Consider the following 11,980-nt stretch of genomic DNA (forward strand, 5'->3'; position numbering starts at 1 on the left):
CGCGAGCGCGGCGGGCGGCGGCATCGCCGCCGGGGGAGCCGCCCTCGGCCTGGCGGGGGCCTTCGCGGGCGCGCGACGCCCGGCGGGCGGCGGGCCCGGCGGCGGGAGGATCTCGACGCTCCCGATCGGCAGGCCCGCGAGCTGCGGCGACACCACCGCCGGCGTCCCCACGATGACGAGCGTCGCGCGGGACGGATCGAGGACCCGCTCGGCCACCCGGCGCACGTCCTCCGCCGTGACCTGCTGCACCGCGTCCGCGTAGCGGTTCCAGTAGTCGTCCGGCAGGCCGTACGCGATCAGCTCCGCGACGCGCCCCGCGACGCCGCCGACGGTCGCGAAGTCGGCCGGCAGGGAGCGCACCAGCGCCTGCTTCGCGTCCTGGAGCTCGGCGTCGGGCACGGGCTCCCGCCGGAGGCGCTCGAGCTCGCCGAAGATCTCCTTGAGCGCGGGCCCGGTGACGTCGGCCTTCACGTTCCCGCGCACGACCGAGACGCCCGCCAGGCGCCGCGCGTCCGCGCCGGCGCCGAGGCCGTACGTGTAGCCCTTCTCCTCCCGCAAATTTCGGAACAGGCGCGAGGAGGTGCCGCCGCCGAGGACCTGGAAGAGCACGCTCGCGGCCACGTAGTCCTTCGAGGCGCGCTCGACGCCGGGCATGCCGAGGAGGAGCGACGACTGCGGGGCCTCGGCCTTCTCGACGAGGAGCGCCCGATGCGGCGCCGCGACCGGCTGGGGCCGGAGCGGCGGCGCGGCGGTCCCCCTCTTCCACGCGCCGATGGTCCGATCGAGCAGGGGCCGGAGCGCCGCCTCGGTGACGTCGCCGACGACCACCAGCTCGGCGTTCTCGGGGCGCCAGAGCCGCGCGTGGAGGCGGGCGAGGTCGCCCGGCGTGGTCGCCGCGACCGACGCCTCGGTCCCGAGCACGTAGTGCCCGTAGGGGTTGCCGCCGCCCCAGAAGACGTCGGTGAACGCCTTCGTCGCGACGATCGGCGGCTGGTCGCGCTGCTGGACGAGCGTCACCTCCCGCTGGTCCTGCACCCGGAGGAAGTCCTTCCGCGGGAAGGCGGGGTTCATCGCCACGTCGGCGAAGATGTCGAGGAGCTCCGGGAGGTGTCGAGAGAGCACGGCGCCGGAGAGGAAGGCGGAGTCCTGGGTGGCGCCGCCGCCGAGGCTGGCGCCGAGGAAGCCGACCTGGTCCGAGATCCGGGTGGGCGTGCGGGTCCGCGTGCCGCCCTCGGTGAGCATGGCCGCGGTGAAGCTCGCGAGCCCGGGGAGGTTCGGCGGATCGTGGATCCCGCCGGCGTCCACGACCAGGTGGAGCGCGACGATGGGCAGGCGGTGGCGCTCGACGAGCCTGACCTTGAGCCCGTTCGCGAGGACGAAGTGGCGCTGGGCGGGCAGCTCGAGCGCGGGGGGCGGGCCGAGGGGCGGCACGCGCGAGCGATCCGGGATCGCGGTGGCCTGCGGCTGCGCCGGCGCCGCGACCTTCTGCGGCTGCGCGGGCGGCGGCGGCCGCGTGGGCGTCGCGCAGGCGAGGGCGACGACGAGCGGGAGCAGGCGTGGGAAGAGGTGGCCGGGGCGGATCATCGGGCGCTCCCTTGGGCGGCGGGCGCGGAGCCGCCGGCGGCCGGGACGACGGTGAGGACCACGCGCGCGTCCTTCCGCAGGAAGGTCCGCGCCGCCATCGAGACGTCGGCGGCGGTGGCGAGGCGGTAGCGGGCGAGGTCCTGCTCGAGGTAGCCCGGGTCGCCGGCGCGGACGAAGTAGTTCGCCAGCGTGGCGGCGCGCCCGCCGAACCCGCCCACCGGCTCGAGCCCGAACACCGCCGCCGCCTCGATCTTGTTCTTCGCGCGCTCGAGCTCCTCGGCGCTGGGCGGCACCCGCGCGATGCGCGCGAGCTCCTCGTCGATCTCCTTCTCGAGCCGCGCGACGGGGACGCCCGGCTTCGGCGTCGCCACCACGAGGAACATCCCCGCGAGCGCCTCGCTCGACTGCCCGGCCGAGACGCTCTGCGCGATCTGCTCGTCCATCACCAGCCGCTTCACGAGCCGCGCGCTCTTGCCGTCGGTGAGGATCTGCCCGAGCAGGTCCAGGGCGGCGTCGCCGGGCGCGAAGACCTTCGGCGTCTGCCACGCGAGGTACAGCCGGGGGAGCTGCACCCGGTCCTGCATGGTGACCCGCTTCTCCTGCGCGAGCGGCTGCGGCGAGGGGAGCTGGTGCACCGGCCGCGCCTTGCCGGGGATCCCCGCGAACCACTTCTCCACGAGGGCGCGGGTGCGCGCCGGGTCGATGTCGCCGGCGACGGAGAGGACCGCGTTCTCCGGACCGTACCAGCGCTCGAAGAAGTGCCGCACGTCCTCGAGCGTCGCCGCCTCGAGGTCCTCGTGCGAGCCGATGGTCATCCAGTGGTACGGGAAGTCGTTCGTCCAGAGGTTCGAGAGGATCCGGTCGAAGGCGAGGCCGTACGGCTGCATCTCGTAGCTCTGGCGCCGCTCGTTGCGGACCACGTCGCGCTGATTGTCGAGCTTCGCCTGGTCGAGGGTGGGGAGGAGGAACCCCATCCGATCCGAGCCGATGAAGAGCATCTGCTCGAGGGCGTTCGACGGCACCTGCTCCCAGTAGACCGTGGTGTCCTGGGAGGTGGAGCCGTTCGCGTCGCCGCCGGCGGCGTCCACGAGCCGGTCCTCGAGCCCCTTCGGCAGGTGCTCGGTGCCCTGGAACATGAGGTGCTCGAAGAGGTGGGCGAACCCGGTCCGCCCCGGGCGCTCGTCCTTCGACCCGACGTCGTACTGGACGTGGACGCCCACGAGCGGGGCCCCGTGGTCCTCGTGCAGGATCACGGTGAGGCCGTTCGGGAGCCGGAAGAGCTCGTAGGGCAGCTTCGGGGTCTCGGCCGCCGCGGCGGCGGCCGGGGGCGGGGAAGCGGCGGGCGCGGCCTGCGCGACCGCGAGGGTGGCGAGGGCGGCGGCGAGCGACGGACCGATGGTCATGGCGGCTGCTTATATGCTCGCCGCCGTGCCGCGTCACGCTCCCGAGCGTGCCGCCGGGCGCCGATTCTCCCGCCGGCCTGCCCGCCCGGGACGGACGGGCCGCAGGGCGCGTGCGGCCCGGATGGCCCTGCGTCCGCCCGTTGCTTCGCCCGCTCCCGGGGCTATGCTCGAAGGCCGATGGCCAGCGCCGTCGCCGCCCGTCCGCTCCGGATCCTCGTCGCCGAGGACGATCCGGCGGTCGCGCGCCTCTACGCGTCCTTCGCCGAGCGCCGCGGGCACGCCGTGGTGTGCGCCCGCGACGGCGCGGAGGCGCTCGCCGCCGCCGCGGCCGAGCGGCCGGACGTGATCCTGCTCGACGTCGCGATGCCGCGCCTGGACGGGCGCGACGCGCTCCGGTCGCTCAAGCACGACCCGGCCACCCGCGGGATCCCGGTGCTCGTCCTGAGCGCGCTGGGCGGCGACCAGCTCATGCGCGATCTGCTCCTCGAGCTGGGCGCCTGGGACGTCCTCGAGAAGCCGGTGGATCTCCAGCTGGCCCTCGACAAGGCGGAGCGCCTCCTCCAGCGTTGAGGGCGACCCCCGCGCGCGCGCCGTCGGGCTACCGCCCCGCCTCGATCCGCATCCCCTTCGGGATGATCACGATCCCGCTCTCGGTGACGTGGAAGTGCCTGCGGTCCTTCTCGAGGTCGTAGCCGACGGTGGTCCCGGACGGGATGTCCACGTGCTTGTCCACGATCGCGCGCCGGATCCGGCAGTGCCGGCCGATGTTCACGTTCTCGAAGAGGATCGAGTCCTCCACCGTGGCGTAGCTGTTCACCCGCACCTTCGGCGAGAGGATCGAGTGGTGGACCTGGCCGCCGGAGATGATGCAGCCCTCGGACACCAGCGAGTCGGTGGCGCGGCCGACCCGGTGCTCGCGCTCGTTGCTGAACACGAACTTGGCGGGCGGGTAGTTGTACTGCACCGTGTAGATCGGCCACTGGTCGTTGTAGAGCGAGAAGATCGGGTCCACCGCGACGAGATCCATGTTCGCCTGGAAGTAGGCGTCGAGCGACCCGACGTCGCGCCAGTAGCCGCGCTCCCGCTCGCTCTGGCCGGGCACCACGTTCTTCGCGAAGTCGTACACGTAGACCCGCTTGCGCTGGTACATCGAGACGACGATCGACTTCCCGAAGTCGTGGGCGCTGGTCGGATCGCCGGCGTCCCGCACGATCTCCTGCACGAGCGAGTCGGTCGTGAACAGGTAGTTGCCCATCGAGGCGAGGCAGCGGGTCGGATCGCCCGGGATGGTCTTCGGGTCCTCCTTGGGCTTCTCGACGAAGCCGATCATCCGCCCGTCGGCGTCCACCTCGATGATCCCGAACTCGCTCGCCTCCTCCTTGGGGATCGGGATCGCCGCGACGGTCAGCTCGGCCTTCCGGTCCTCGTGGTAGTCGAGCATCTTCCGCACGTCCATGCGGTAGACGTGATCGGCGCCGAAGACGAAGGTGTACTCGGGCTCCTCGTCGGTGATGATGTTCAGGTTCTGGTAGATGGCGTCGGCCGAGCCCTCGAACCACTTCGGCCCCACGCGCATCTGCGCGGGCACGAGCTCCACGTACTGGTTCAGCAGGGCGGTGAGGCGCCACCCGCGCTGGACGTGCGTGTTGAGCGACTCCGACTTGTACTGGACCAGCACCTTCATCCGGAGGATCCCGGAGTTCGCGAAGTTCGAGAGGACGAAGTCGATGATCCGGTAGCGCCCGCCGAAGGGGACCGCCGGCTTCGCCCGCTCGCGGGTGAGCGGGTCGAGGCGGCGGCCCTCGCCGCCGGCGAGGATCATCGCGAGGAGCTTCGCCATCTGTCACTCCTGGTGTCGAACGGGCTTGCCTCGATGCTACGCACCTCGCCCGGATCGGGCAAGGAAGCGGCCGGCGGGCCGGGGCCGCGCGCTCCCGCCGCCGCTGCGGCCACTGTACGCCGCCGCGCGCCGGGATCGCCGCGGCCGCATGGGGGTCGCGCCGGCCGCCCGCGATCACGGAGCCCCGGGGGCCGAAGCGGCGTCGCGCGGCCGCCGGCGGCCGATCAGCCGCACCCGCCCGCGCTCGTCGCCTGCTGCGACGCCGGCGCGGTCACCCCGAAGCGGCCGACCACCTCCGCGATCTCGGCGTTCACCTGCCGGAGCAGGTCGGCCTTCTCGCGGAAGGGGAGGAACGCGCTCTTGAAGCCCTGCACGACCAGCGTGCAGAGGTCCTCGAGCGTGAAGCCCATCTCCCGGTGCGCGACGAGCAGCTCCTTCGTCGAGCTCGTGTCCGTGATGAGCCGGTTGTCGGTGTTCACGGTCACCCGCAGGCCGAAGTCGAAGTAGAAGCGGAGCGGGTGGGCCGCGAAGTTGGGCACCGAGCCCGTCTGCACGTTCGAGGACGGGCACATCTCGAGCGGGATGCGGTGGTCGTTCAGGTAGTTGAGGAGGTCGCCCGACTCGCGGAGGCGGACGCCGTGCCCGATCCGGTGGGCGCCGCACCAGTGCACCGCCTGGGCGATCGACTCGGGGCCGAACGCCTCGCCGGCGTGGATCGTGACGTTCACGTTGTTGTCGAGGATGAGCTGGATCGCGTCGCGGTGCCGGCGCGCCGGGTGGCCCTCCTCGGCGCCGGCGAGGTCGAACCCGACCACGCCCTTCCCCTTGTACGCGACGGCGAGCTCGGCGAGCCGCACGCTCGTCACCGGATCCATGTGCCGGATCCCGCAGATGATCACGTTCGACCGGATCCCGGTCTCCCGCTCCGCGACGCGGAGCCCCTCGAGCACGGCGTCCACGATCGTGGTGGGCTTCAGCCCCGACCGCGTGTGGAGGACCGGCGAGTAGCGGACCTCCAGGTAGCGGACGTTCTCGGCGGCGGCGTCGATCGCGAGCTCGTAGGCGGCGCGCTCGAGCGCCTCCTCGGTCTGCAGCACCGCAAGGGTGACGTCGAAGGCGGTGAGGTAGTCCTCGAGCGAGCGGCAGGTCTCCCCCATGTGTATCGCCTTCGCCAGCCCCTCCGGCGTGACCGCCGGGAGCTTCACCCGCTGCCGCTCCGCGAGCTCGAGGACGGTCCGGAGCCGCAGGGAGCCGTCGAGGTGGCAGTGCAGGTCCGTCTTGGGGAGGGCCCGCACCAGCTCCTCCGTGACGGCCGGGAGCGGGTCCCGGATCGGGTCGGCCATGCGGGAACGATACCCTCGGCCCGACCGGCCCGTCACCGCGCCGCCCCGCTCGAGCCAGCCGGCCGCGGGGCCGCGCCCCAGGCGCCGCTCACCCGCGCCGAGCGTCGGGAGCCCGGCCGGCGCGGGTGTCGTCGCCGTCGGCCTCGTCGGGCTCGTCCGGGGCGCCCAGGCTCTCGAGCCGGGAGTAGAGGCGTCGCCGGGTGATGCCGAGCAGGCGCGCGGCGGCCGCCTTGTTCCCGCCCGTCCCCTCGAGCGCGGCGTGCAGGAGGTCGCGCTCGAAGGCGTCGAGGTCGAACCCCTCGACGAGGACGTCGGCCGCGCGCCGGTCGGGGGCCTTGGTGGCCGGGGCGACGTGCTCGGCGCGGATCTCGTCCTCGCCGGCGAGGATGAGGGCGCGCTCGATGGCGTTCTCGAGCTCGCGCACGTTCCCCGGCCAGCGCCGGGCGGCGAGCCGCTCCCGCGCCGGCGGCGAGAGCTTCGCCGCGGGGACGCCGCGGGCGGCGAGGAACCGCTCGGCGATGGGCACGACGTCCTCCGGGCGATCCCGGAGCGGCGGCACGCGGATCGCGAAGACGTCGAGGCGGTAGAAGAGATCCTCGCGGAAGGTCCCCGCCCGCACCGCCGCGTCGAGGTCGCGGTTCGTCGCGGCGATCACCCGCACGTCCACCTGCCGCTCCTCGGTGGCGCCCAGCGGCACGAACCGGCGCTCCTGGAGGAACCGGAGGAGCTTCACCTGGGTCGCCTGCGAGACGTCCCCGATCTCGTCGAGGAAGAGCGTCCCGCCGTCCGCGGCGGCGAGGTGCCCCGCCTTCCGCGCCACCGCGCCGGTGAAGGCCCCCCGCTCATGGCCGAAGAGCTCGCTCTCCAGGAGCGTCTCCGGCAAGGCCGCGCAGTGCACCTCGACGAGCGGGGCCGCCGCGCGCCGGCTCTCGTAGTGGATCGTCCGCGCGAGCTGGCTCTTCCCGGTGCCGCTCTCGCCGAGGAGGAGCACCGTCGCGTCCGTCGCGGCCACCTGGCGCGCGGCGGCCAGGACCGCCCGCATCGCCGCGCTCTCGGCGCACAGCGAGGGCGTGAGCGCGGCGAGCAGCCGGGCGCTCCGGCGCTCCGCCTCGCGCTGCCCGGCGAGCCGCCGGACCCGCAGCCGCAGCTCGTCCATCGCGAACGGCTTCAGCACGTAGTCCGCGGCGCCCGCCTTCATCGCCTCCACCGCGCTCTCCGCCGTGGCGTACGCGGTCATGAGGATCACCTCCGGCGCGTCGGGGAGCGCCCGCGCCGCGCGCAGCACCGCGAGCCCGTCCACCTCCGGCATCCGGAGATCGGTCACGACCACGTCCACGGGCGCCGCGGCGAGCCGGGCGAGCGCCTCGCGCCCCCCGCCCGCCCGGGCCACCGCATGGCCGTCCCGCTCGAGCGCCTCGGCGAGGAGCCGCCCGAGCTTCGCCTCGTCGTCCGCGATGAGCACCCGCGCCACGGCCGTCGTCCTTTCCCCGCCGCCGCGCCTACGCCGCGCGGGGCAGCCTGAGCTCGAAGGTCGTCCCGGGCCCGCCCCCGGCCACCGCGAGCGACCCCCCGTGCCGCTCCACGAGCCGCCGCGACACGGCGAGGCCGAGGCCGGTGCCGCCCTCGCGGGCGCTCGCGAAGGCCTCGAACAGCCGGTCGCGGATCGCCGGGTCGATACCGGGGCCGTCGTCGCGGATCACGAGCCGGACCTCGGCGCCGGCGGCCTCGCCGCGGATCTCCACGCGCCGGGCGCCCGCCTCCGCGGCGTTCGCGAGGAGGTTCGCGAGCACCTGCCGGAGGCGGGCCGGATCGGCCTCGACCGGCGGGAGCCCCGGCGCGACGGCCACGGTCACGGCGAGGCCCGGGTGGAGGGCGGCGCTGCCGCGCGCCGCCTCCGCCGCGAGCCCGGCGAGCTCCACCCGCTGGCGCTTCAGGGCGGGCTCCGCGGAGAGGTCGAGGAAGTCCTGGGTGAGCCGGCGGAGCCTCGCCACCTCCCCGAGGACGTCCTCGAGCCCCTCGCGGTCCCGCGGGCCGAGCGCGTCGCCGGCCCGCTCGCGGAGGAGCTCCACCGCGGCGCGGATGATGCCGAGGGGGTTCCTGATCTCGTGGGCGACCGCGGCGGCCATCCGGGCGAGGGCGTCTCCCCGGGCGGCGCGCGCCGCGGCCTCCCGGCGCTGCCGCTCCGAGCGCGCCCACCCCGACGCGGCGAGGGCGAGGGCGAGCGCGGTGAGCCCGGAGAGGGCCACGCCGATCCCGAGCGCGCGCCGGAGCCGGCCCCTCGCGGCGGAGAACGCCTCGCCCGCCTCGAGGGCGAGCACCGCCCGGGGCCGTCCGTCGGATCCCCGCACCGGGAAGTAGGCGGTCTCCACGTGCACGTCCCCCACCGCGTAGCCGGGGCCGATCGTGACCTCGCCCCGGAGCGCCGCCTCGCCCCGGAGCGCCGCCTCGACCCGGCCCGCGTCGACCCGCAGGAGGTCGGCCGGGGCGCCCGCGGGCCCGGTCGCGTCGGCGAGCACCACCCACGAAGGGGAGACGAGGTAGGCGCCCTCGAGCCGGTTCGCCTCCATGAGCGCGCGGAGCCTGGCCTCGCCCTGCGCGGCGTCGCCGAGGAGGAGCGCGGCGCTCTCGCCGGCGCCCCGGAGCCGCTCCTCGAGGACGCGGTCGAGCGCGGCGCTCGCGGCGCGGTGGAGCGCGAAGGTCGTCGCCAGCGACCCGGCAAGGCCGAGGAGCGCGGCGGCGATGGGCACGGCGGCGCGCGGCATGTGGAATCGGGTATCGCTCGTTCCGGTGGGGGGACTGGGGGGAGCGGCGGTCGCTCCCCCCGGTAGAGGGCTCGCTGCGGTCGTATGCAGCGAGCCCGGATATCGTCTCTGACTCGCCTCCAGTTGCGTTCGCATGCTCGAATGACAGCGAAAGGCGAGTCAGAACAAGCCGATGGTGTAGGCGAGCCCGATCGTCGGGGCGAGCTTCGTGTACGCGAAGTCCGGCAGGTTCGAGAACGCCTTCCGCGCGGTGGCCGAGAGCCGGAGCGTCCAGCGCTCCGCGAGGTCCCACTCGAGGAGCGCGGCGGCGTCCAGGTACCGGTCGCTCCGGACGACGCCGAGGGCAAGATCGACCGCGCGGTAGGTCCGCTGCGAGGCGGCGAGCTCGAGCCCGAGCCGCAGGCGCGGCGTGGCCGCGAGGTGGAGGGCGGCGCGGGGGCCCGTCTCCCACCACGAGAGGGCGGGATCGCGGGCGCCGTCGAGGCCGAGCCTCCAGGCGAGGGTGACGAGGGCGCGGGGGCCGGCCTCGAGCGTGAGGTCCGCCTCGCCGAGCTGGTGCAGGCCCGAGTACGGGGCGTCCGCGGCGCGGAAGGACTCGAGCCGCGCGAGCCAGGTGAGCCCGGCGCTCGCGCCGCCGCCCACCGCGAGGCGCCCCTCGCCGAGGAGCGCGTTCGCGGACAGGTACGGGGCGCCGCCGAGCTCCCGGTACTCGTACGCGTACTCGGCGAGGAGGAACTGCCGCCCGCGCCCGGCCTGGACCCCGGCGGCGCCGCCCAGGCCGGCGATGTCGAGCGCGTCGTAGGTGAGCTGTTCGCGGGCGTGCGCGGTGACCTGCGCGAACGGGCCGGTGTCGCCCATCGGCGCGTAGTGCGCCAGCGCGGTCAGGCCCGCCGAGCCGTCGCCGGCGCGCGCCGCGCCCGGCGCGCCGTCCGGGGTGAGGTCGACGTTCGAGTCCCACCCGGTCTCGGCGAGGACGGAGAGCACGAGGCGCCCCTCGCGCCGGGCGAGCCGGGAGAGCCCCAGGGCGAGCGGCGCGAGGTGGCGATCGGCGGCGGACGCCTGGAGGAGCGCCGCCGCCTCGTCCGAGCGCCCGCGCCGGAGCGCGACGAGCCCCTGGAAGAAGCGCGCGGCCTCGGCGTGATCCGGGTCCTTCCCGGCCTCGTCGAGGAGCGGCAGCGCCCGGTCCTCCTCGCCGAGCTCGTAGAGGCAGATCCCCTCGAGCAGCGCCGCGGAGCGATCCCCGCCCGCGCGCGCCTCCTCGAACGCCGCCACCGCGCCGCGCCGGTCGCCCGCGTCCATGAGCCGGACGCCCCGGTCGAAGGCGCTCCCCGCCTTCGCCTCGGCGCAGAGCGCCGCGAGCGCGGCCCGGCTGGTCGCGTCGGCGGGATCCCGGGCGAGGGCGTCCCGGAACGCGGCCGCGGCGGTGTCCCGGTTCCCGGCGCGCCGCTCCGACTCGCCGACCGCCCGGTACTCCGCGGCCGCCCCCGGATCCGCCGCGTCGGGCGCCGCCGACGCCACCGGCGCGCAGGGATCCGGCGCCGCGCCGAGGGCGAGCGCGACGAGGGCGGCGGCGAGCATCAGGGGCCCCCTTGCGCCACGGGCCGGAGGCGCGAGAGCCGCTCCCGGGCCTCGGCCGCGCCGTGCCGGTCGGCGCGGCGACCGGCGACCGCGAGGGCCTCCTCGCAGAAGGCCCGCGCGAGGACGGGGCGATCGCCGGCGGCGAGCGCGTCGCAGCGGGCCACGTACCAGTCCACCACGTCGCGGCCCGGCTCGGCGGCGAGCGCCTTCGCGATGTCCGCCCGGACCCGGGCAGCCTGCCCGGCGATGCGCGGGCCGGAGCGGGCGCCCACGCCGGCGAGGAGCCGGTCGGCGCGGACGTACAGCCTCGCCTCGTAGCAGGCGAGCGCGTGGTAGTAGTCGAGGAGCGGCGCGCGCCCGGGCGACGTCGCGCCCGACCCCTCGAAGGCCTCGATCGCCTGCTCCGGCCGGTCGAGCTTCACGAGGGCGGCGGCGGCGTAGCCCGCCGCCCCGGGAGCGCCGAGGCGCTCCGCCACCCGGAACTCGACCAGGGCATCCGCGAACTTCTCCTCCCGGAACAGCCGGGGGCCGGCGAGCCGGTGCTCGTCGGCGCGGGGCGCGGGCGCCGGGGTCGCGAGCCCCCGGCACCCGCGAACGACCCCGCCCGGACCCGCCGGGCGCCGGGTAGCCGGTGCTCGTCGGCGCGGGGCGCGGTCGCCGTGATCGCGAGCCCGAGGAGGGCTACGGCGGCGTGGAGCATGGGGCGGTCGTCACCGGCCGCGGCCGGTCGGCATCGTCGGCGCCGTCGCGGTCGCGCCCGGCGTGGTGGTGGTGGTCGTCGTCGTCGTCCCGGCCGTGCGGCTCGTGCGGGCGGTCCGGACGCGGGCCTGGCCGGCGGCGGCGTGGCTGTCGCCGTTCGCGGCCGCGGCGGCGCTCGCGGCGGCGGCGTGGGCCGCGCGGTTCGCGGCCTCCGCGTGGGCGTCGTCCGTGTCCGTGGCGCCCTGCCTGTCGGCCTGGCTGTGCGCGGCGCGCTCGGCGGCGCCCTTCTTCCCGAAGGCGATGTTGTCGTGGACGTAGGTCGCGCGGTCGGACGCGGTGCTCGGAAGGACCGGGGGCTTCGCCGGGACGTCCGCCTTGTCCGCGAGGGCGTCGTCGGCGGCCTGGGTCGCGCCCGGGGCGGTGGTCTGGGTCGCGCCGGGGGCGGTGGCCGCGTCCGGGGTGTTCGAGGCGCCAGGCGCGTCGGCGGCGAGGACGGGCGCCGCGAAGGCGAAGGAGAGTGCGGCGGCGAGGAGTGTGATGATGCGCTTCATTTGGGTTCCTCCTTCTCGGTGCGCGCCATGCGCACGAGCGAGCGCCGGTAGAGCAACCGCCATGCCGAGCGGAAATTTCTGGAGAAAGTCCTCCCGGACGGTTGGGATCCGTCCGGCCCCGTACGATCGAGCGTACGGATCGGTACGGTGGGAGGGGTCGGGGGACCCGTGCCCGTGCCCGTCACCGATCCCCGTGCCCGTCGCCCGCGTCCCGTGTCCC

Annotated in this window: 10 protein-coding genes; 1 reads left to right on the forward strand and 9 read right to left on the reverse strand. The window is 75.6% G+C overall.

Translation table 11 applies throughout. The features are described 5' to 3' along the window. Both MNZ27_RS03170 and MNZ27_RS03175 read right to left on the reverse strand, forming a co-directional pair. The coding region (locus MNZ27_RS03170; protein WP_242392581.1) for a M16 family metallopeptidase at window positions 1-1,584 on the reverse strand (1,584 nt) is incomplete at its 3' end. Then, complete coding sequence (locus tag MNZ27_RS03175; protein ID WP_242392582.1) at window positions 1,581-2,987, reverse strand: M16 family metallopeptidase; 1,407 nt, start codon at window positions 2,985-2,987, stop codon at window positions 1,581-1,583. The genes MNZ27_RS03170 and MNZ27_RS03175, both read right to left, overlap by 4 nt. A gap of 177 nt (window positions 2,988-3,164) precedes the next feature. On the opposite strand from MNZ27_RS03175, the gene MNZ27_RS03180 reads away from it, so the two are divergent. Beyond that, window positions 3,165-3,557 carry a response regulator gene (locus tag MNZ27_RS03180; RefSeq protein ID WP_242392583.1) on the forward strand — a complete coding sequence of 131 codons (393 nt, stop codon included), beginning with the start codon at window positions 3,165-3,167 and terminating at the stop codon, window positions 3,555-3,557. 28 nt (window positions 3,558-3,585) lie between these two features. Here MNZ27_RS03180 and glgC read toward each other — a convergent pair whose 3' ends face one another. The 7 genes from glgC to MNZ27_RS03215 all read right to left on the reverse strand — a co-directional run bounded on the left by glgC (window position 3,586) and on the right by MNZ27_RS03215 (window position 11,760). Next, complete coding sequence (glgC, locus tag MNZ27_RS03185; protein ID WP_242392584.1) at window positions 3,586-4,827, reverse strand: glucose-1-phosphate adenylyltransferase; 1,242 nt, start codon at window positions 4,825-4,827, stop codon at window positions 3,586-3,588. Between the two features lie 224 nt (window positions 4,828-5,051). Further along, window positions 5,052-6,170, reverse strand: a complete 1,119-nt coding sequence (add, locus tag MNZ27_RS03190) for an adenosine deaminase (RefSeq protein ID WP_242392585.1) — start codon at window positions 6,168-6,170, stop codon at window positions 5,052-5,054. An 88-nt stretch (window positions 6,171-6,258) separates the two neighbouring features. Continuing rightward, window positions 6,259-7,641, reverse strand: a complete 1,383-nt coding sequence (locus MNZ27_RS03195; RefSeq protein WP_242392586.1) for a sigma-54-dependent transcriptional regulator — start codon at window positions 7,639-7,641, stop codon at window positions 6,259-6,261. Between the two features lie 28 nt (window positions 7,642-7,669). Further along, window positions 7,670-8,932, reverse strand: coding sequence for a sensor histidine kinase (locus MNZ27_RS03200; RefSeq protein WP_242392587.1), 1,263 nt, complete (start codon window positions 8,930-8,932; stop codon window positions 7,670-7,672). 159 nt (window positions 8,933-9,091) lie between these two features. Then, window positions 9,092-10,510, reverse strand: coding sequence for a hypothetical protein (locus tag MNZ27_RS03205; RefSeq protein ID WP_242392588.1), 1,419 nt, complete (start codon window positions 10,508-10,510; stop codon window positions 9,092-9,094). Beyond that, window positions 10,510-10,986: a hypothetical protein gene (locus MNZ27_RS03210; protein WP_242392589.1), complete on the reverse strand. Its 477-nt coding sequence runs from the start codon at window positions 10,984-10,986 to the stop codon at window positions 10,510-10,512. Before MNZ27_RS03210 ends, MNZ27_RS03205 begins: the two co-directional genes overlap by 1 nt. Window positions 10,987-11,220: 234 nt before the next feature. Beyond that, window positions 11,221-11,760, reverse strand: coding sequence for a hypothetical protein (locus tag MNZ27_RS03215; protein WP_242392590.1), 540 nt, complete (start codon window positions 11,758-11,760; stop codon window positions 11,221-11,223). Window positions 11,761-11,980: the final 220 nt, after the last annotated feature.

It is taken from the genome of Anaeromyxobacter oryzisoli (assembly GCF_022690765.1).
Taxonomy (GTDB): Bacteria; Myxococcota; Myxococcia; order Myxococcales; family Anaeromyxobacteraceae; genus Anaeromyxobacter; species Anaeromyxobacter oryzisoli.

Coding starts and splice junctions, on each gene's coding strand:
- MNZ27_RS03200 (WP_242392587.1), bottom strand. CDS start 8,932: ATGCCGCGCGCCGCCGTGCCCATCGCCGCCGCGCTCCTCGGCCTTGCC.
- glgC (WP_242392584.1), bottom strand. CDS start 4,827: ATGGCGAAGCTCCTCGCGATGATCCTCGCCGGCGGCGAGGGCCGCCGC.
- MNZ27_RS03175 (WP_242392582.1), bottom strand. CDS start 2,987: ATGACCATCGGTCCGTCGCTCGCCGCCGCCCTCGCCACCCTCGCGGTC.
- add (WP_242392585.1), bottom strand. CDS start 6,170: ATGGCCGACCCGATCCGGGACCCGCTCCCGGCCGTCACGGAGGAGCTG.
- MNZ27_RS03180 (WP_242392583.1), top strand. CDS start 3,165: ATGGCCAGCGCCGTCGCCGCCCGTCCGCTCCGGATCCTCGTCGCCGAG.
- MNZ27_RS03205 (WP_242392588.1), bottom strand. CDS start 10,510: ATGCTCGCCGCCGCCCTCGTCGCGCTCGCCCTCGGCGCGGCGCCGGAT.
- MNZ27_RS03215 (WP_242392590.1), bottom strand. CDS start 11,760: ATGAAGCGCATCATCACACTCCTCGCCGCCGCACTCTCCTTCGCCTTC.